The 19,554-nt window shown below is 57.8% G+C and carries 16 protein-coding genes; all 16 read left to right on the forward strand.

The window, feature by feature from the left end; translation table 11 throughout:
* The first annotated feature begins 236 nt into the window (after window positions 1–236).
* The 16 genes from glnE to D7241_RS13770 all read left to right on the forward strand — a co-directional run bounded on the left by glnE (window position 237) and on the right by D7241_RS13770 (window position 19,535).
* Window positions 237–3,182 carry a bifunctional [glutamate--ammonia ligase]-adenylyl-L-tyrosine phosphorylase/[glutamate--ammonia-ligase] adenylyltransferase gene (glnE, locus tag D7241_RS13695; protein WP_408101970.1) on the forward strand — a complete coding sequence of 982 codons (2,946 nt, stop codon included), beginning with the start codon at window positions 237–239 and terminating at the stop codon, window positions 3,180–3,182.
* A gap of 45 nt (window positions 3,183–3,227) precedes the next feature.
* Window positions 3,228–4,151, forward strand: a complete 924-nt coding sequence (ilvE, locus tag D7241_RS13700; protein WP_255977621.1) for a branched-chain-amino-acid transaminase — start codon at window positions 3,228–3,230, stop codon at window positions 4,149–4,151.
* 79 nt (window positions 4,152–4,230) lie between these two features.
* Complete coding sequence (gene waaF, locus D7241_RS13705) at window positions 4,231–5,265, forward strand: lipopolysaccharide heptosyltransferase II (protein ID WP_408101971.1); 1,035 nt, start codon at window positions 4,231–4,233, stop codon at window positions 5,263–5,265.
* Complete coding sequence (gene waaC, locus D7241_RS13710; RefSeq protein ID WP_408101972.1) at window positions 5,266–6,267, forward strand: lipopolysaccharide heptosyltransferase I; 1,002 nt, start codon at window positions 5,266–5,268, stop codon at window positions 6,265–6,267. It abuts the gene before it with no gap.
* Window positions 6,267–7,388, forward strand: a complete 1,122-nt coding sequence (locus D7241_RS13715) for a glycosyltransferase family 4 protein (RefSeq protein ID WP_408101973.1) — start codon at window positions 6,267–6,269, stop codon at window positions 7,386–7,388. Before waaC ends, D7241_RS13715 begins: the two co-directional genes overlap by 1 nt.
* Complete coding sequence (gene rfaP / locus D7241_RS13720; RefSeq protein ID WP_408101974.1) at window positions 7,385–8,191, forward strand: lipopolysaccharide core heptose(I) kinase RfaP; 807 nt, start codon at window positions 7,385–7,387, stop codon at window positions 8,189–8,191. The genes D7241_RS13715 and rfaP overlap by 4 nt, the downstream gene beginning before the upstream one ends.
* Complete coding sequence (locus tag D7241_RS13725; protein WP_408101975.1) at window positions 8,188–9,189, forward strand: glycosyltransferase family 9 protein; 1,002 nt, start codon at window positions 8,188–8,190, stop codon at window positions 9,187–9,189. Before rfaP ends, D7241_RS13725 begins: the two co-directional genes overlap by 4 nt.
* Window positions 9,189–9,923, forward strand: a complete 735-nt coding sequence (locus tag D7241_RS13730; RefSeq protein ID WP_408101976.1) for a lipopolysaccharide kinase InaA family protein — start codon at window positions 9,189–9,191, stop codon at window positions 9,921–9,923. The genes D7241_RS13725 and D7241_RS13730 overlap by 1 nt, the downstream gene beginning before the upstream one ends.
* 330 nt (window positions 9,924–10,253) lie before the next feature.
* Window positions 10,254–11,699: a lipopolysaccharide kinase InaA family protein gene (locus D7241_RS13735; RefSeq protein ID WP_408101977.1), complete on the forward strand. Its 1,446-nt coding sequence runs from the start codon at window positions 10,254–10,256 to the stop codon at window positions 11,697–11,699.
* Window positions 11,700–11,711: 12 nt separating this feature from the next.
* A complete protein-coding gene (locus tag D7241_RS13740; protein WP_408101978.1) occupies window positions 11,712–13,466 on the forward strand; it encodes a carbamoyltransferase in 1,755 nt (584 codons plus the stop codon).
* Entirely contained in the window at window positions 13,453–14,565 is a 1,113-nt protein-coding gene (locus D7241_RS13745; protein ID WP_408101979.1) for a glycosyltransferase, read from the forward strand. The genes D7241_RS13740 and D7241_RS13745 overlap by 14 nt, the downstream gene beginning before the upstream one ends.
* Window positions 14,566–14,572: 7 nt before the next feature.
* The gene (locus D7241_RS13750) at window positions 14,573–15,838 is read left to right on the forward strand and encodes a capsule biosynthesis protein (protein ID WP_408101980.1); all 1,266 of its coding nucleotides are present in this window, start codon (window positions 14,573–14,575) and stop codon (window positions 15,836–15,838) included.
* Window positions 15,839–15,884: 46 nt separating this feature from the next.
* Window positions 15,885–16,613: a glycosyltransferase family 25 protein gene (locus tag D7241_RS13755; protein WP_408101981.1), complete on the forward strand. Its 729-nt coding sequence runs from the start codon at window positions 15,885–15,887 to the stop codon at window positions 16,611–16,613.
* The gene (locus D7241_RS13760) at window positions 16,610–17,836 is read left to right on the forward strand and encodes an O-antigen ligase family protein (RefSeq protein ID WP_408101982.1); all 1,227 of its coding nucleotides are present in this window, start codon (window positions 16,610–16,612) and stop codon (window positions 17,834–17,836) included. Before D7241_RS13755 ends, D7241_RS13760 begins: the two co-directional genes overlap by 4 nt.
* Window positions 17,833–18,813 carry a polysaccharide pyruvyl transferase family protein gene (locus D7241_RS13765; RefSeq protein ID WP_408101983.1) on the forward strand — a complete coding sequence of 327 codons (981 nt, stop codon included), beginning with the start codon at window positions 17,833–17,835 and terminating at the stop codon, window positions 18,811–18,813. Before D7241_RS13760 ends, D7241_RS13765 begins: the two co-directional genes overlap by 4 nt.
* The gene (locus D7241_RS13770) at window positions 18,810–19,535 is read left to right on the forward strand and encodes a glycosyltransferase family 32 protein (protein ID WP_408101984.1); all 726 of its coding nucleotides are present in this window, start codon (window positions 18,810–18,812) and stop codon (window positions 19,533–19,535) included. The genes D7241_RS13765 and D7241_RS13770 overlap by 4 nt, the downstream gene beginning before the upstream one ends.
* Window positions 19,536–19,554 lie beyond the last annotated feature (19 nt).

Raw genomic sequence — 19,554 nt, forward strand, 5'->3', positions numbered from 1 at the left:
GCTTCGCTGCCGGCTTTGTGGGCCGGTGCGTCTATATGTTCTTGGATGTTGCCGGGGGTAGAACCGGGCTCTGTAGTTTTACTACAAAACGACGGCTGATTCAGCCCCCTGTGACATTCTTTCGTAGTAAAACTACAGCCGCAGCGAGTCGGCCTAGCTCGCTGTTTTTTACTTCGTGGGCTCTAGCTCGGGGTCTTCAGCTGTCCCGTAACCACCATCGGCACAAGGAACTTTATATGACTTTGCCATCACTGGTTGCATTACCGATGTCATTATTGCCATTGGTCAGCCGTGCCGAGGAGTCGTTCCTCAGTACGATACGCGACTCGTCGGAGCATGCGGCCAAGTGCTTCGGCGCATGGCCGGCTGAGCGCCGCGATGCGTTCAGCCGTGTCTGTGCATCCAGTGATTTTGTCACTGAGCAGGTTAGCCGAGATCCCGAGATGCTGCTGCAGCTGGCTGAAGTCGGGCTGCTGGAGTGTTCGCTACAGGCTGGCGAAATGCGCTCAATGCTCGCTGAAGCGCTGATCGACTGCAGCGATGAAGACAGCCTGTCGAGCATGCTGAGGCGTTTTCGCAACCGCCAGCAGGTTCGAATCATTTGGCGCGATCTGACCCGCCAGGCAGACCTCGCCGAAACCTGCGGCGACTTGACCGACATGGCCGATGCCTGCATCGATCTTGCCTATCAATGGCTTTATACACGGCACTGCGAGCAGTTCGGCGTCCCGACCGGTCGGCGCAGTGGTCGGGCGCAGCATATGGTCATCCTTGGCATGGGCAAGTTGGGCGCACGCGAGCTCAACCTTTCTTCCGACATCGACCTGATCTTCGGCTACCCGGAGGGTGGCGAAACCGTCGGCGCCAAGCGTTCGCTGGATAATCAGGAATTTTTTGTGCGCCTCGGGCAACGGCTGATCAAGGCGCTCGATGCGCCGACTCTCGACGGCTTCGTCTTCCGCGTGGACATGCGTCTGCGGCCCTATGGCTCATCCGGCTCGCTGGTGCTGAGCTTCAATGCGCTGGAGCAGTATTATCAGGACCAAGGGCGCGACTGGGAGCGCTACGCCATGATCAAGGCGCGCGTGGTCGCCGGCGATCAGGATGCGGGCAAGGAGCTGCTCGACATGCTGCGGCCGTTCGTCTATCGCCGTTATCTGGATTTCTCTGCCATCGATGCGCTGCGGACCATGAAGCAGCTGATCCAGCAGGAGGTGCGGCGCAAGGGCGTGGCGGCGAATATCAAGCTCGGCTCTGGCGGTATTCGCGAAGTGGAATTCATCGCCCAGGCATTTCAGCTGATTCACGGCGGGCGCGATCTGAGTTTGCAGCAGCGACCCCTGCTGAAAGTGCTGGCAACGCTCGCCGCGCAGGGCTACCTGCCGCCTGCTGCAGTTGAGGAGCTACGCGAGGGGTATGAATTTCTGCGTTACACCGAACATGCATTGCAGGCCATCGACGATCGTCAGACGCAAATGTTGCCAGACAACCAGATCGATCGTGACCGCGTCGCCTTCATGCTCGGCTTCGACAATTGGGAAACCTTTCATGCGCGCCTGCTGCATTGGCGCGATCGGGTCGATTGGCATTTTCGGCAGGTCATTGCCGATCCCGATGAAGACGAAAACGCCGAAGGCGAGTCGTTGGTCGGCGGCGAATGGTTACCCTTGTGGGAGCAGGACTGGGACGAAGAATTCGCCAGTCGACAACTGGCTGATGCCGGCTTTAGAGACGGCCAAGCGGCATGTCAGCGTCTCGCTACTCTGCGCAGCGGCAATCAGGTCCGAACCATGCAGCGCCTCGGGCGCGAGCGGCTCGATGCCTTCATCCCTCGGCTTCTGGCGCAGGCTGTCGAACAGGACGATCCCGATCTGGTCCTGGAGCGAGTGCTACCGCTAGTCGAGGCGGTCGCGCGTCGCTCGGCCTATCTGGTGCTGCTGACGGAAAACCCCGGTGCGCTGCAGCGGCTGCTGGAGCTTTGTGCAGGCAGCCCCTGGATTGCCGAGCAGATTGCCCGTTTTCCCTTGTTGCTGGACGAGCTCCTCAACGCCGGGCGACTATTCAGTCCACCACAGGCGCCGGAACTCGCCGCGGAATTGTGTGAGCGGCTGGCGCGCATTCCAGAGGATGACCTGGAGCAGCAGATGGAAGCGCTGCGGCATTTCAAGCTGGCGCATCGGCTGCGTGTGGCTGCCTCGGAAATCGCCGGAACCTTGCCGCTGATGAAAGTCAGCGATTACCTGACCTGGCTCGCTGAAGCGATTCTCGAACAGGTGCTGGCGCTGGCCTGGCGGCATACGGTGGCTCGCCATGGTCAGCCACGGCGGGTTGATGGTGCGCTTTGCGACCCGGCTTTCATCATCCTCGGCTATGGCAAAGTCGGGGGGCTCGAGCTAGGTCACGGCTCAGACCTGGATCTGGTGTTCATTCACGACGGCGATCCGGGTGCCGAAACCGACGGCGCCAAGCCGATCGACGGCGCTCAGTTCTTCACTCGCCTGGGGCAGCGCATTATTCATTTGCTGACGACCCAAACCACTTCCGGCCAGCTCTATGAAGTCGATATGCGTCTACGGCCGTCGGGCGTTTCCGGGTTGCTGGTCAGCTCGCTGAGCGCTTTCGAGCGCTATCAGGGCCAGGAAGCCTGGACTTGGGAACATCAGGCTCTGGTACGAGCGCGGGTGCTGGTTGGCTGCCCACAATTGGCTGCGAACTTCGAGAACGTGCGCGCCGCGGTGCTCGGGCGCTCGCGTGATCTCGAACAGCTGCGCCGCGAAGTTAGCGAGATGCGCACCAAGATGCGCGACAACCTCGGCACCCGCACCACCCAGGCCGGCGCGGCAGACAAGGCCTTCCAGGCCGACGGTGAGTTCAATCTCAAGCAGGATGCCGGTGGTATCGTGGATATCGAATTTATGGTGCAATACGCGGCTTTGGCGTGGTCGCACCAGCATCCGCAACTGCTGCGCTATACCGATAACATCCGCATTCTCGATGGGTTGGAGCAGGCCGGGCTGATGACCGGCGATGAGGTTCGGCTGCTGCAGGATGCCTACAAGGCATACCGCGCCGCAGCCCACCGGCAATCACTGCAGAAACTGCCCGGGGTCGTGAGTGGGGACCAATTTCATGACGAGCGTCGCGCGGTAATGCGCATCTGGCGTGAGCTGGGGCTCAGCTGATCTCGTCTGCAAACACAGCATTTATCGAATTCCGAGGTGGCAACAATGTCGATGGCCGATCGTGATGGTGTGATCTGGTATGACGGTGAGCTGGTTCAGTGGCGCGACGCGACCACCCATGTCCTGACTCACACCCTGCATTACGGCATGGGCGTTTTCGAAGGTGTGCGCGCCTATAACACTCCAGCCGGCACCGCGATCTTCCGCCTGCAGGCGCATACGGATCGTTTGTTCGATTCGGCGCACATCATGAACATGCAGATGCCGTACTCGAAGGAAGAAATCAACGAGGCGACCCGCGCCGCCGTTCGCGAGAACAATCTGGAAAGCGCCTACATTCGCCCGATGGTCTTCTACGGATCCGAAGGCATGGGGCTGCGTGCCAGTGGTCTGAAGGTCCACGTGATCGTAGCCGCCTGGCATTGGGGCGCCTACATGGGGGACGAGGCGCTGGAGATGGGCATCAAGGTGCGCACCAGTTCCTTTACTCGCCACCACGTCAACATCAGCATGACCCGGGCGAAATCCAACGGTGCGTACATCAACTCGATGCTGGCCCTACAGGAAGCCATTTCCGGCGGTGCCGACGAAGCGTTGATGCTGGATCCGGAAGGCTATGTTGCTGAGGGCTCGGGCGAGAACATCTTCATTATCAAAGACGGTGTGATCTACACCCCGGAAGTCACGGCCTGTCTCAATGGCATCACCCGTGGCACCGTACTGACTCTGGCCGATGAGCTGGGTATCAAGGTCGTGGAAAAGCGCATCACGCGCGACGAGGTCTACATCGCCGATGAAGCCTTCTTCACCGGCACTGCCGCTGAAGTCACGCCGATCCGCGAAGTCGATGGTCGCAATATCGGCATCGGGCGCCGCGGCCCGGTCACCGAGCGTGTGCAGAAAGCCTATTTCGATCTGGTGTCGGGCAAAACCGACGCTCATCCCGAGTGGCGTACGCTGGTCAAGTAAGCGCGGGGTCCGCTGCAAGCACGAGCCGCTCGGGCTGCTCGCGCTTGCGGCCTGAGGCCCGAAGCCTGAAGCTGCCTTTATGAATATTCTGATTGTGGGTCCCAGTTGGGTCGGCGACATGGTGATGGCGCAGACGCTGTTCGTCTGCCTGAAACAGCGCCATCCGGATTGCCAGATCGACGTGCTCGCACCTGAGTGGAGTCGCCCAATTCTCCAGCGGATGCCCGAGGTGCGGCAGGCGTTGAGTTTCCCGGTAGGGCACGGCGTGCTTGATATGGCGACCCGGCGCAACATCGCGCAGAGCCTGCGTGGGCGGTATCAGCAGGCCATCTTGTTGCCCAACTCGTTGAAGTCGGCGCTGGTACCGTTTTTTGCCGGCATTCCGAAACGTACCGGTTGGCGCGGCGAGATGCGCTTCGGCTTGCTCAATGACATGCGCAAGTTGGACAAGCAGCGCTATCCGCTGATGATCGAGCGCTTCATGGCGTTGGCCTTCGAGCCGGGCGCCGAGCTGCCCAAGCCGTACCCCAAGCCAGCATTGCGGATCGATTCCGAAACGCGTGACACTGCGTTGACGCGTTTCGGATTGCTGCTGGACCGTCCCGTGCTCGCACTTTGTCCAGGGGCAGAATTCGGTGAGTCCAAACGTTGGCCTGCCGAGCACTTCGCCACGGTGGCGGAAGCAAAGATTCGTCACGGCTGGCAGGTCTGGCTGTTCGGCTCGAAGAACGACCATCCCGTGGGTGAAGAAATTCTGCAGCGTCTGATTCCGGGGCTGCGTGAAGAAGCGACCAATCTTGCGGGCGAAACCAGCCTGGCCGAAGCGATCGACCTGTTGTCATGCGCCGAGGCGGTGGTTTCCAACGATTCGGGCTTGATGCACGTGTCCGCAGCGCTGGGTCGTCCTCTGGTTTCTGTCTACGGTTCGACATCACCGGCGTTCACACCGCCGTTGTCCGAACAGGTCGAGGTGGTGCGTCTAGGGCTGGATTGCAGCCCCTGTTTCGAGCGCACCTGCCGCTTCGGCCATAACAATTGCATGCGCGAACTGCATCCGCCGAAAGTGATCGAAGCGCTTGATCGCCTGGTTCCGCAGCCGGTTGAGGTGCGCTGAGTGAGAGTGTTGCTGGTCAAAACCTCCTCGCTGGGTGACGTGGTGCATACATTGCCGGCGTTGACCGATGCGCAGCGGGCAATGCCCGGTATTCAGTTCGACTGGGTGGTGGAAGAGGGTTTCGCCGAAATTCCCGCCTGGCATCCTGCGGTGGCCCAAGTGATCCCGGTGGCGATACGCCGCTGGCGCAAGCACCCATTGAAAACGTTGCGTTCCGGTGAATGGCAGCGCTTCAAGGTGCGCCTTCTTGAGACGCGCTACGACCTGGTTATCGATGCCCAAGGCTTGCTGAAAAGTGCCTGGCTGACCCGCTACGTCAAGGCACCTGTCGCCGGGCTGGATCGTGATTCCGCGCGCGAGCCGCTTGCGGCGCGTTTCTATGACCGCCGCTACACCGTGCCGCGCGACCAGCATGCGCTCGAACGCGTGCGTCAGCTGTTCGCCCAGGCGTTGGGTTATTCGACCCCCGAGACGGTTGCTGTTTACGGACTGGATCGCGGCCTGCTGGCTACGCCCAACGAGCAACCCTATCTGTTGTTTCTGCACGGTACTACCTGGCCGAGTAAGCATTGGCCTGAGCCGTACTGGCGCGAGCTCGCCCAGCGGATGAGCGAGTTCGGCTGGGCGATTCGCCTGCCATGGGGGAATGCTGAGGAAAAGGCACGTGCCGAACGCATCGCCGACGGGCTGCCCGGCGTCGCGGTATTGCCCAAACTGAATCTTGGCGGAATTGCCAAGGTGGTTGCCGGTGCCCGAGCCTGCGTGGCGGTAGATACGGGGCTCGGTCATCTCGCTGCCGCATTGGACGTACCCAGTATTTCTCTGTATGGCCCCACGTTGCCGGGCCGCGTCGGCGCCTATGGCCGCTCGCAGGTGCATCTGTGCGCGTCCGGCCCGAACGCTGGCAAGGGCGATCGCCACAAACCCTGTTTCGACGAGCTGCAATCCGAGCGCGTCGCCAGTGAACTCAAGGCCCTGTTGCGGTCATCGGAGACAAACTGATGCAACTGGCCTTCATTCTTTACAAGTATTTTCCTTTCGGCGGGCTGCAGCGCGACTTCATGCGCATCGCGCTGGAATGTCAGCGGCGTGGCCACACCATTCGCGTCTACACGATGATCTGGGAAGGTGAAGTACCCGAAGGCTTCGAAGTGCTGATCGCGCCGGTCAAAGCAATCTTCAACCACACCCGTAATGAACGATTCACGGCGTGGGTCGAGGCGGATCTGGCAAAGCGCCCCGTGGACCGTGTAGTCGGCTTCAACAAGATGCCCGGGCTCGACGTCTACTACGCGGCCGATCCCTGTTTCGAAGACAAGGCGCAAACCTTGCGCAATCCGATCTATCGCCGCTGGGGCCGTTACAAACACTTCGCCGAATACGAGCGAGCGGTGTTCGACCCGCGCTCCAGCACGGAAATTCTGATGATCTCCGAGGTGCAGCAGCCGCTGTTCGTCAAGCACTACGCCACGCCGGCCGGACGCTTTCACCTGCTGCCGCCGGGCATCGCCGCGGACCGTCGCGCACCCGCCAATGCGGCTGAGATTCGCGCCGCTTTTCGCGACGAGTTCGAGCTGAGCGAAGACGATCTGTTGCTGGTGCAGATCGGCTCCGGCTTCAAGACCAAGGGGCTGGACCGCACGCTAAAGGCTCTGGCGTCGCTTCCGCGCGCATTGAAAAAGCGTACGCGCCTGTTCGTGATTGGTCAGGACGATCCCAGGCCGTTCCAGCTACAGGCAAAGACCCTGGGCATCTCTGCTCATGTCGAGTACCTCAAGGGGCGTAGCGATGTTCCCCGCTTTCTGCTTGGCGCCGATCTATTGATCCACCCGGCCTACAACGAGAACACGGGTACCGTGCTGCTTGAGGCGTTGGTAGCCGGGTTGCCGGTGCTGGTGACCGAAGTGTGCGGTTACGCTCATTACATTGCCGCCGCCGACTGCGGGAGAGTGGTGCCGAGCCCGTTCGAACAGGACGATCTTGATCGCATGCTGGCCGAAATGCTGGCCGACGACGTAAAGCGCAGCATCTGGGCACGCAACGCGTTGGCCTACGCCGATAGCGCCGATCTGTACAGCATGCCAATGCGGGCGGCCGACGTGATCCTGGCGGAGCGCCCATGAAACTGATTCTTGCTGAGCCGTTCAAGTCGCTCTGGACTGATCGCGATGCCTTCGAGGCTGTCGAGCAGTTACAGGGGCAGGTCTACCGGCAGCTGGAAGGTCGGCGCACATTGCGCACCGAAGTCGATGGGCGCGGCTACTTCGTCAAGATCCATCGCGGCATCGGCTGGGGCGAGATTTTCAAGAACCTGAGCACTGCCAAGGCCCCGGTGCTGGGTGCGGGGCAGGAGTGGCGTGCGATACAGCGCCTGCATGAGGTTGGGGTGCCGACCATGACCGCGGTGGCTTATGGCGAGCGCGGCAGCAATCCTGCCACGCAGCATTCGTTCATCATCACCGAGGAGCTGGCGCCCACGGTCAGCCTCGAAGATTACAGCGCCGATTGGCTACAGAATCCGCCTGAGCCACCGCTCAAGCGCGCGCTGGTTGCCGAGGTGGCGCGCATGACCGGCACCATGCATCGCGCCGGCGTGAACCATCGCGACTGCTATATCTGCCACTTTCTTCTGCACACGGACAAGCCCATCCACGCCGACGATATTCGCCTGTCCTTGATCGATCTCCACCGCGCCCAGGTCCGCAGCCAGACGCCGCAGCGTTGGCGCGATAAGGACTTGGCCGGTTTGTATTTCTCGGCGCTCAACATCGGCCTGACCCGGCGCGACAAGTTGAGGTTTCTGCGAGGGTATTTCCAGAAGCCACTGCGCCAAATTCTGCGGGATGAGTCAGCGCTGCTGGTACGACTCGAGCGTAAGGCTATGCGCCTGCATGCGCGGAAAGAGCGCTACGGAGATGCGCTGTGAGTCAGGAGGTGCTTAATCAAAAAGCCTGTATGAGTTTCGCAGGAAAGCGAGTGGTCATCGTGCCGTGCCCTGCGCTAGGCGATGTGACGGTGTATTTGCGGCTTGCCTGGATATTCCATTGCAACGGGGCACATGTGAGTTTCTTTTCAAGCCTGCTGGCTTCAGCGCAGAATTTTTTCCCTTGGCTGCACCTCGCGCCGGATGCTGGGCTGCGGCTGCAGCAACTCGCCAGCGATCATGACCTAGTCGTCAGCTATGTGAATTGGCTGCATCGGACCGGAGAAGTCGTCGCAGATGTCATCGCTAAACCAAACATTGCCTATGTCACTGCGAAAAAATTGCCCAGCGAACTAGGGCTCGATGGGCGCGAAGTGCGGGTCGCTGATACCTTCTTTCCCGGTGCAAGCCGGCCGATTTGCCTGCAATCACGGTCTGGCTGGAATATGGTGCAATGGGTTGATCAATACGCTCAGACCGTTTTCGGACTCGTCTGCAAAGAGCCTATACATGTGGCTATCAGCAAACCGCCATGCGGTGCCTCGGTTAAGCGAGTTTCGATATTTCCAACGACGCCCGAACCGAAGAAAAACTACTCGCTTTCCGGCTTTGCGCGGCTCGCCATACGGCTGTCGCGCCAAGGTTGGGAGGTCGACTTCATTTGTGTTCCTGGCGAGCACGAGGCGATCCAGGCGAGTGTTGGCTCTTTCCCGGTTCGCTCATTCAGCAGTATCAAGTTGCTGATGGATCACTTGGCAACATGCAAGGCGGTCATCAGTAATGATTCTGGCGGCGGACATCTTGGGTCGCTGATGGGGCTGCATACTTTCACAATTACCCGTAAGCATGCCGAGTTCGTTTGGCGGCCAGGTTTCAATCCGCATAATAAGGTGGTTCGACCCTTGTTTAGCCTCAAGGTCATGGGGCGTTACGTTTGGCGCCCATTCGTGCCGGTGCGGCGCATCCCAGCCGCGCTTGCCATGCTAAAGGTAAGTAGTTAATGGCGGGCTGGATGCTTGATCCGGAATACGCTGCGCTCGCCACCGACTTTGGCAGCCTAGCTAGCGTTTTTGCGCTCAAGGGGGAGCGGCTGACACGCGATCCGCTTTCTGAAGTGATCCGGGTTGAGCGAGGCGGCGTGCGCTTCTACATCAAGCGCTACACCGGAGCGGGAAAGGGGCTGCGCCGCTATATAGGCAGGCCACGCGTAAAGGCTGAATGGCAAAATCTGAAGCTTTTCCAGCGTTGGGGAATTCCTACCGCGCCTATTGTCGCTTATGGTCTGGAACGCAGGGGAGGCGCCTTCGTTCGTGGCGCGCTCATTACCCGCGAACTCAACAATACGCTGAACTTGGCTGAGCTGGCGGCGGCACAAGACGAGCGGCTCAAGGAACCAGAGTGGGTCCGGACGATCAGTGCTCAGTTAGCTTCAGCGACCCGGATGATGCATGAGCAGGGCTTTGCTCATAACGATCTGAAGTGGCGCAATCTGTTGGTTGATCCGCAACGGCGGCTATTTTTCATCGATTGCCCGACAGGAGCGTTCTGGTGGGGAGCGCTACTTACACGGCGTATCATTAAGGACTTGGCCTGCCTCGACAAGGTTGCGAAATATCGGCTGAGTCGGACTCAGCGGTTAAGGTTTTATCTGCAGTACAGTAATCGGGCGCATCTGACAGCAGGCGATAAACGTCGCATCGGCGAAATACTGCGCTTTTTTCAGGGGCGCGAATGAGCGATGGCGTTTCTCAGGCTGAACAACTTTTCTTCGAAAGCGGTTGGTGTGCTGATCTAACTGACAGCGAGCCGAACCGGGCGCCCGGCGGGCCGAGACAATGTTCCCGGCCTAATTTTCGTGGTTTGGTGTTCTGCCTAGGGCGATACTGGCGTCTCCTAACATGGCAGCATTTTTTGTCTCAATGGAACTGGGCGCGTCATGCGTCGCGTGCATCGGAGTGGGGTGAGCCGGAGCACGCTTGTTCTCATACGCCTATCAGGGGCATTAGTCAGTGAGGCACAAGTATCACCCTCTGGCTAAGTGCCGCAATCAGAAGGAAATATGAGAATGACGCTGCGATCGTTGGCTGGCGCGGGCAGAAGCACTGCGCTGCCGCTGGAGCTCGGACTGGAAGATCATTGCCAGTTGCGGGTCGACGCATGGTTGCGCATCCTTCCAGGTCACCGCTATGTCGGGCAGGGCGAGTGCAAGGGGCGTCGTGTACTGGCAAAGCTCTTCGTCGGGGGAAAAGCTGCACGCCATTATCAGCGAGAGAAAGAAGGCGCCGCGCTTCTTGCCAACCAGGGGCTGCCCACGCCAGCGCTGCTTGCGAAGGGTTGGCGCGACGGTGATGGCGGCTGGTTGTTATTTGCCTTTCTCGAAGGTGCGCATAGCCTGTGGGACGCTTGGCGCTTAGTCGAGCACGACAATCCTCTCTCCGAGCGGCAGAAAGCTGTGCTGGGTGGTGCGCTTGGGCTGATCGCTCGTATGCACGCGCGTGGGATCTGGCAGGACGATTTGCATCTAGACAACGTGCTGCGCGCGGAGGGCCAACTGCACATAGTCGATGGGGGCGGGGTGAAAGCCGAGGTGGCCGGGCAACCTTTGTCACGACAGCGTGTGCTAGAAAATCTCGGTGTCTTCTTTGCCCAGCTGCCAGCCGAGATGGATTCCTTTATCGAAGAGTTGCTGGTGCATTACTTGCAGGTAAACAGTGAGCATGCGCTGCCGCTCGAGAGCCTGCTCGGCGAGGTTGCGCGTGTACGCCGGTGGCGCATGGCCGACTACCTGAAAAAGGTCGCCCGCGATTGCAGCCAGTTCAGCGTTCGCCGCGGAGCCAGCGGCGTGCTGGCAATGCGGCGCGATGAACAGGACGTTATGAAGCAGGCATTGGCCGATCCTGACCGGCTGATCGAGCAGGGCCAGTTGTACAAAAATGGCGGTACGGCCACAGTCGCGCGTGTCGTCGTAGGTGATCGAGCGCTGTTGATCAAACGGTACAACATTAAGGGCGTCGGTCATTGGCTCAAACGCTTCTGGCGACCGAGTCGTGCTTGGCACAGCTGGGTGGAGGGCAACCGCCTTGAGTTACTCGGCTTCGCTACCGCTCGGCCGCTGGCTGTGCGCGAGTCGCGCTGGTTCTGGCTGCGCGGTCGTGCCTGGCTAATTACCGAATTTCTTCCGGGGCGGGATATAATCGCTAGCTTTGAGCCGTACGTGGACGGCGCGCCGCCGCAAGAACAGCTTGATGCGCTGGGCAAGCTGTTTGCCGCCTTGCTGCGTGAGCGCATCAGTCACGGCGATCTAAAGGGCCATAACCTTTTCTGGGATAAAGGGCGCTGGGCGTTGATCGATCTCGATGCGATGCATCAGCACCGCAGCGCGAAGCGCTTCGCCCACGCCTATGCCAGGGATCGCGCGAGATTTCTGCGCAACTGGCCGGCCGACAGCGCGCTGTATCAATTGCTCAACCAACGTTTACCTGCGGTGCCCGGCACCAGCATCGAAGATTAAGAGGCAAATACCGTGGCATTGACGATTCTTGGCCTTTCCGGCGCCCTCAGTCATGATCCTTCCGCCGCTCTATACATTGACGGCAAGTTGATCGCGGCGGCAGAAGAGGAGCGCTTCGTGCGCGACAAGCATGCAAAGAACCGCATGCCTTACGAATCGGCGAAGTTCTGCCTGGAGCAGGCTGGTATCAAGCCGTCCGATGTCGACGTGGTGACGATTCCCTTCGCGCCGATCAGCATTTTCGAGAAGGCGCGCTGGCATTACGCTAAACGCTACTGGTACGCGCCGGATCGTGCGCTGGACGCCATTCTGTTCGGCAATCGTCGCTACTACCGGTACAAGAAGCGTATCGAGTGGTGCCTGCAGCAGCTCGGTTTCGATCTGAAAAAGATCAAGATCGAGCCAGTCGAGCATCACCTGGCTCATGCCTCCAGCGCTTACCACTGCTCAGGGTTCAAGGAAAAGACTGCAATCCTCGGTATCGATGGCAAGGGCGAATACGCCACGACCTTTTTCGGTTACGGCGAAAACGGCCGGATTCATAAAATCAAGGAGTTCTACGACCCGGATTCGCTGGGTGGCCTTTACGGCGCCATCACCGAATTCCTTGGGTTCGAGATGCTGGACGGCGAATTCAAAGTCATGGGCATGGCGCCTTATGGCGATGCCGCAAAATATGATTTCTCGCGGCTAGCCAAATTCGAGAACGGTGAGTTGGTCATCAATACCGATTACGCCAACGTGATTGGTTTCCGCCGTTACAAGGAAAAGGGCAAGGGTTACTACTTCTCGCCAAAGCTGATCGAGTGGCTGGGACCCAAGCGCGAAGGCGACATCGCGGACGATCCCTATATTCATTACGCAGCCAGTATGCAGGCGCTATTTGAAAAGCTGGCGCTGGAAATGATGGATTACTATCTCGGCGACATCATTCGTGAGACAGGCAAGATTGCTTTCGCTGGCGGCTGCGCATTGAACGTGAAGCTGAACCAGAAAATCATTGCTCGCCCCGACGTGAAGGAGTTGTTCGTTCAGCCCGCGTCCGGCGATGCCGGCACAGCAGTTGGCGCGGCGGCGTACATCTCTCATCAGCGGGGCGTACCGGTGGAAAAGATGGAGCACGTCTATCTAGGGCCGTCCTACTCCAACGAAGACATCATCGCAGCCTGCGCACGGCATCCCAGCAAGCCAGTTTGGCAGCAGATCGAAGACATGCCGCAGCGCATTGCAAAGATTATGGTCGAAGGCAACCCGGTAGCCTGGTTCCAAGGCCGTATGGAATTCGGCCCACGTGCATTGGGCGGGCGGTCAATCATCGGTTGTCCGAGCGTGCCTGGCGTGGCCAGCCGGATCAATGAGCAGATCAAGTTCCGCGAACGCTGGAGACCTTTCTGCCCGTCGATGCTCGACACCGTGGCGCCACAGATGCTCAAGGTCAACCATCCAAGCCCATTCATGACCTTTACCTTCGAGGTCAACGAGGGCTGGAAAGAGCGTGTCGGCGAAGTGGTTCACGAGGACGGTACGTCCCGCGCGCAAGTGCTCAAACGCGAATACAACCCGCGCTATTACGACATGATGCTGGAGCTGGAAAAGCTTACCGGTAACGGGGTGTCGTTGAACACGTCGCTAAATCGCCGCGGCGAGCCGATGATCTGCTCACCGACTGATGCTCTGAATATGTTCTACGGGTCGGATTTGCAGTATCTGATCATGGAAGATGTGTTGGTTGTGAAGGATAGCAAGGACTGGCATGGCAACATCTGAGCAATGGGTGCTGCAGTTCTGCCACGGCTATGACGGACCGTTCCTTGATTGCGCACGGCAATACGCTGCGCTTTTCGAAGGCACATCCTATAAGGTCTGTACCGTCTATCTCACAGGTGCGCCGAACCGGGAGGTTGAGCAAGGCTCTGCTTCCCATGAGGTGGTGTTTCTTAATTACTCCAGTCCGCAGGTGCGTGGTCTAAAGCTCAAGGCCATCCGAGATATCAGGCGGATTACGGCTTCGCGTCCATTCACGTTCTGTATTGCCCATCGTTTCAAGCCGGTTTATATAGCCTTGCTTGGAAGTAAGCTGCCAGTTATCGGTGTACACCATGCTTTTGGTGACTACGAGCGTCTTTACCGCCGCCTGTTTGCTGGCCTTTACCGCAAGCGCCTAGCATTGCTAGGTGTGTCCAATGCTGTACGCGACGACATTCGTAATGCGTTTCCCTCTTGGCCAGCAGACCGTATCGAGACCCTCTATAACCGCGTAAATCTCGACGCCATTCGTGGGGAGCTAATTACCCGTGACGCGGCGCGGCAATTTCTTTGTCTTCCCGACAATGCTTGGGTAATAGGCAACGTGGGCCGGCTGCACCCAGACAAGGACCAGGCGACTCTGCTTCGCGGGTTCGCTAAGGCCTTGCCAGAGCTGCCGGAAGGGAGCCTGCTGGCAATAATGGGCAGTGGCAGGCTGGAAGACGCGCTCAGGCGCCTGGCAAACGACCTTGGCATCGCGAAGCGTGTGCGGTTTTTAGGGCAGATTTCTAGCGGGAGACGCTATTTCCCGGCTTTCGATATTTTCGTTCTGACCTCGGATCATGAGCCGTTTGGAATGGTGTTACTCGAGGCGATGGCGGCAGGGGTGCCTGTAATTGGGACCGATTGCGGTGGCGGTCGTGAAGTCGTTGCAAGTGATGAGCGGGTATTCAAGCTGGGCGATGACGAGGAGCTGGCAGCAGTCCTGTTACGCCAGTCGGCAGCTGATGGATTGGCAGAATTGCGGCAGCGGATGCTGGACGATCTTCAATTGCGCTTTTCAGACCAGGCGGCCTTTAGATTGTTTTGGTCGTTGCCCTTGACCCGAAATTTTCATTGAGACCGCCATGTCGGAAGAGAATTTGACTGGCTCATGGCGCGACAAGGCCAGCGCACTGGATCGCTACCGCTGGTTGCTCTTGCGTGAGCGGCACGGTGTCTTAAGTAGTGCGTTGCGCTTTATGCGTGACGCCATGAATGACTGGTTGTTTGGTGTACGAGCGAGGCGCAGTGTAGCCGACGTGGTGGTAATTGAATGCTGCGACTTCTTGTTGCTGCAGTCAGCTCCGAAAGTTATCAAGTTTCAGCGAAAGAGGCTTTTCATCGAAAGGCTGCGCGCTCGCGGGCACAGCCTGATCGAAACTGCGATCGAGGAGCGCGATGCGATTGTGCGCCAACGGCAGCTCAGAAAGCCGCCTGAGGCTGTGCCGACGCGTTATTTCGGATATGCGGCCTACGCTGAGTGGGTAGTTGAAAAATTTCAGCCAAGCATTTTACTCAACGACCGTAACGGCAGCCTATATAGCCCGTTTTTGCGGCTTGCGCTTAATCGTCGCAGCCGCCTACTGGTACAGCTGGCACACGCGACGACAGTTGAGTCGTCTCCTCGGCTGAGCATGAACGACTACGACTATTACTTTATTTTCGGGCAAAGTTCGCTGGATGCGCTACGGGCCAGGCCCTTGCGCTTCGGCGGGTCCCGGGCTGTACTTGCCGGTTCGCATATGATCGATATGGCCTACGACCTACCTCCCGCTGAGCCGGTCCAAGGGGCGGTGCTCATTCTGGGTGTCGGTCCGGATAAGGAGAAGGAGGCAGGCTATAACAATACCTACTCTATGCTGCGCGACTGGGTGCAGCAGAACCCTGAGCGTAAGGTCCTGATAAAGGCTCACCCTCGTAGTCAGGTGCCCTTCTGGCAAAGAGCGGCCGGAACCCTTCCGAATCTGACAGTGCTACCTGCCTGCTGCACTCTGTCCGACGCGCTTGCCCAGGCAAACGTTGTGATTAACGTTATGTCCAACGCGGTAATCGAGGCTGCTCTCGCATGCCGCCCGGTGCTTTTCGTCAATCTGTCTAAAGATGCCGACATCTTCCGGCAAGAAAAATTCTTTGGCTCTAGAATCCGTTCTCCTGATGCGCTTGCCAGCGAGTTCTTGCGAGTTCTTCGGGACTATCCGCAATGCTTGGAAGCGTCGGCGCGGTTTGCAAACTTCCATCTTGAACAAGGGGTGCGAGGGCTAGAGCGCAATTTAGAGTTGCTTGAGTGTCTGCTGCAGCGTGAGCCTATCCCTTATTTTTCTCTAGCAGGGCACGCGCCCTGTCAAGCCTGAACGGGCGCTAGTGTTTCATAATTCTAATCTGTTACGAACCCGATCTATGCCTTGGCCCTTTGAACACGCTTGTATTATTAACCTTGATTCCCGACCGGATCGCTGGTTGCGGACCGAGGCCAACCTGAAAAGATTAGGGGTGTCCGCGCAGCGCTTCCCTGCAGTGGCTTTCCCGCAACTAGGCGATGATCAGCCACCGTTAGAATTAAAAAAGTTTCTCCAAGAAGTGGACGGAGAGCGCAAGGATTCCGAACGCAAATTGCTTGCAACCTGGGCGTGTATGCGTAGCCATTTGGCCGTTATCGCAACGGCGAAGACCAACGGGTGGCCCCAGGTTCTGGTATTGGAAGACGACTGTTTGTTCGAGCCCTACAGCGTGAACGTGCTTAATCGGGTGGCGCGGCAGCTACGCGACCAGAACTGGGATATGTTGTATTTGGGCGGCACTATCAAAAAAGGTAGTAGCAAACTGAGGGTTTCTCCGAACTTGCTCCGTGTGACCCGCGTGCGGTTGGCGCACGCATATATCGTAAAGTCCTCAATGTACGACCGCATTCTCTGTGAAGCGCCGCGCTCCGGCCTGCCGATCGATTGGTATTATTCCGAGCGGCTTTCGCCTCAAATAAAGTCCTTGTTCGTAACCCCGCTTTTAGCTCGACAGGCCTTGAACGATATGAGCGATATCGAGCAGGTAGTGCGCAAGCCGAAGCTAAAAACACGGCAGTTCTTGCAGCGCTTATGGGCTGGTCTGCGTTACAAAGGGTGGCCGAGTTGAGTCGTTTTAGCTTTTTGACTACAGCTTGGGCAGACGAATCGATACGTAGACGTTTGTTTGTTTTGTGGCTATGCATCGGTCTGTTGTGGATGCTAATTGGTATGCAGTTGTTGCCGAGCAGCAAGCTTTACCATCAGGGTTTGATTCTCTTCGCCTGGCTTCCAGGCCTCGTGGCGTTTGTTATGTTCCGAGACGTTCGGAATGCCTGGGATCCGCTATTGCTGCTGCTCTTGCTCAGTGTTACTGCATGGGCAGGGGCCTCAATGGGTTGGGGGGGCGAAGAGAGGCGGGTCAAGGTTCTGTTCTACGTGATGCTTGCGGCCAACGCATGGGTTGCCTTGGCCTCCCTCAACGCAAAACTGTTTTGGCGCGTACTCGCATTAGGAGCTTTGGTTGGCGGCGGCCTGGCCTGGGCCGCTCTGTTTGGTCTGTACATTCTCGACGCGAGGCCTTGGCAGTTTCGTGCAGTTGCTACTGGGCATATGGATCACACTATCCTCGCATCGCATGTTATGGGTGCGCTTGGAATCTTGGGTTTGCTCTTGCGCAACGAGCTGCCTCATGCCTTGCGACGTTGGGCGTGGCTTCTGGCCAGTCTGGGATACCTTGCGTTTCTTTTGATGTCGCGAAGTAAGGGGCCGATGTTGGCCTTGGCCTGCGCGATGGTATTCGCAGTCATCTGCCGCCCGTCCAGGCGTGCGCTGTTTTGCCTCTTTATCGCTATGGCGGTATCGGTGCTCCTAACGACTCTCTTGCCCGAAGTGATGTTGCGGGGCGGCTATTCCTATAGGCCGGAGCTGCTAAGCACTGGTTATAGCCAGCTGCTACTGGGGCCATGGATAGGAATAGGGGTTGGCTCCGAATATTTGCTATCAATAGAAGGGCTGCGCGTGTCCTTCGAGCATGCACACAATCTATATCTCCACCTAGCAATCCAATTAGGGATCATTGGATTGCTGCTGTGGCTAGCTCTGCAGCTTTGCGTTCTTTACAAGGCCTTGCAGTGGCGCCATACCGATCGCGGGCTAGCGCTTTGTACTTTGTGCGCCTTTTCTGGCGTGGCGCTGTTTACTGACGGTGTCGGTCCTTGGGTTAAGCCCAGAGAAGAATGGTTTACTGTTTGGCTGCCCGTTTTCCTCTGCCTGGCTATGACTGCTGGTCTTAAAAGCGATAAGTGGCCCGGTAGTGATCGTTCCGGACTGCCTGCCGAGGATTCGGTATGAATGTGGTCTACCCTACCGGGAGCTGCAACGTTGGCGATGAGCTCAACGGTTGGATGTGGAACACCTTATTGGCGGATTTCCATGATCCCGATACTGCCCTCTTAGGAGTGGGCACGCTATTGAACCAAGAGTTTTGCAAACGTTTGGCGGATAAACGCCGTGTGCTAGTTTTCGGTACCGGAGCTGGTTACGGGTCCGTTCCGACTATTGATGCGCGTTGGAAGTTTTATGCGGTTCGGGGAGCTGGTACAGCTCGATGCTTAGGTTTGTCAGCGGATAAGGCTGTTGCGGACGCATCATATTTGCTGGCAACACTTGACTGGCAATCGATGTCGCGTCGCGAGGGGAAGATCGTTGTGGTTCCGCATCATCGATCCTTGAGGTTGCTTGATTGGAGCCGGCTTTGTGCGGAAAGTGGCCTTACGTTTGTCTCACCCCTGCTATCTGCAGATCTCTTTATGAAGCAGTTGTGCAGCGCTGACTTGGTACTTTCTGAGGCGATGCACGGCGCGATTTTGGCCGACATCGCTCGGGTTCCATGGAGAGCTTTCAGTTTCGGTCGGCATTTTAACACGGAGAAATGGCGTGATTGGGGTGACGCATTTGATTTGAAATTGGAATTAACACAATTGCATGGATTCTATGATCCTTCGTTCTATCTATCTGACAGACCTAGGTTGAAACATTTGATGCTGGGCGCTAAAGCCTTTGCTAGCAAAGGTTCTTTGGGGAAGAAGAAATGGAAGACTGTCACACCGCCAGGCTGGCCTTTAGGGAAGGCAATTAACGGAGCAGTACAGGCTCTGCGTTCGCTTGCTGCCATGGAAGGGCAACTTTCGGACATAAATATTTATCGAAGCAGGGTCGCGATGCTTTACGAACGACTCGATTCTTTGAGGCGAGATCATGGATTAGCTATTGGTGGCGTTATGTCCGGAGACCCGCTACCGTATTTAAGCAAAGGCGTAGTTCAATGATTCCACGGCGAATCCATTATTGTTGGTTTGGGAGGCGGCCCTTGCCGCTCCAGGCTAAACGCTGCATGGCTTCGTGGGCCTACCATCTGCCTGATTACGAATTGGTGCGCTGGGATGAGTCAAACTTCGATCCGGCTAGCCATCCCTTCACAGCTGCTGCGTACGCTGCTGGCCGTTATGCCTTTGTTTCGGACTATGTGCGTATGCTCGTGCTCGGTAGTTGTGGCGGTATTTATCTTGATGTTGATGTGGAAGTTCGAGCTCGCTTCGATGAGTTAATGGCGGATGAGTTCTTCATTGGTCTTGAAGACCGACAACGTTTCGCAACATCTATCATTGGTGCTGTGGAAGATTACTGGCTGCCGCAGGCAATGCTTGAATATTATGATCGAATGTCTTTCGATGATCGACACCTCGCGGAAATGGTAAATGTCAACCAAGTCAGTCGTTTGCTATTGGAGTATGGTTTTTCTGGCGAGGATAGTGACCAGATGATAAGCGCCGCGCACGTGCTGCGAATCGGGCGGCTGGCCGATGCTAAAGGAGGGGCTTCCTCTGCGGTTAAGCAGATAACTCGCCACCTTTATGCTGGAACCTGGCGTAAAAGACATGATAAAACTCTTGTCAGTCGCCTCGCGCGAGGCGCTCGTAAGCTGCCCGAGCACATAGCCGCCTGGGCTGTGTTGCAGAGATACCGGTTGGCTATCGCGCTACGGCGCTAATACGTCGTCTTTTTAGCTG

This window comes from Stutzerimonas sp. VN223-3 (genome assembly GCF_045999685.1).
Classification (GTDB): domain Bacteria; phylum Pseudomonadota; class Gammaproteobacteria; order Pseudomonadales; family Pseudomonadaceae; genus Stutzerimonas; species Stutzerimonas stutzeri_AR.

What these genes read in the sequence shown, in the direction of transcription:
- D7241_RS13715 (WP_408101973.1), top strand. Translation starts at nt 6,267, where the DNA reads ATGCAACTGGCCTTCATTCTTTACAAGTATTTTCCTTTCGGCGGGCTG.
- D7241_RS13770 (WP_408101984.1), top strand. Translation starts at nt 18,810, where the DNA reads ATGATTCCACGGCGAATCCATTATTGTTGGTTTGGGAGGCGGCCCTTG.
- D7241_RS13750 (WP_408101980.1), top strand. Translation starts at nt 14,573, where the DNA reads ATGTCGGAAGAGAATTTGACTGGCTCATGGCGCGACAAGGCCAGCGCA.
- D7241_RS13755 (WP_408101981.1), top strand. Translation starts at nt 15,885, where the DNA reads ATGCCTTGGCCCTTTGAACACGCTTGTATTATTAACCTTGATTCCCGA.
- D7241_RS13765 (WP_408101983.1), top strand. Translation starts at nt 17,833, where the DNA reads ATGAATGTGGTCTACCCTACCGGGAGCTGCAACGTTGGCGATGAGCTC.
- D7241_RS13730 (WP_408101976.1), top strand. Translation starts at nt 9,189, where the DNA reads ATGGCGGGCTGGATGCTTGATCCGGAATACGCTGCGCTCGCCACCGAC.
- rfaP (WP_408101974.1), top strand. Translation starts at nt 7,385, where the DNA reads ATGAAACTGATTCTTGCTGAGCCGTTCAAGTCGCTCTGGACTGATCGC.
- waaF (WP_408101971.1), top strand. Translation starts at nt 4,231, where the DNA reads ATGAATATTCTGATTGTGGGTCCCAGTTGGGTCGGCGACATGGTGATG.
- ilvE (WP_255977621.1), top strand. Translation starts at nt 3,228, where the DNA reads ATGTCGATGGCCGATCGTGATGGTGTGATCTGGTATGACGGTGAGCTG.
- D7241_RS13735 (WP_408101977.1), top strand. Translation starts at nt 10,254, where the DNA reads ATGACGCTGCGATCGTTGGCTGGCGCGGGCAGAAGCACTGCGCTGCCG.
- glnE (WP_408101970.1), top strand. Translation starts at nt 237, where the DNA reads ATGACTTTGCCATCACTGGTTGCATTACCGATGTCATTATTGCCATTG.
- D7241_RS13745 (WP_408101979.1), top strand. Translation starts at nt 13,453, where the DNA reads ATGGCAACATCTGAGCAATGGGTGCTGCAGTTCTGCCACGGCTATGAC.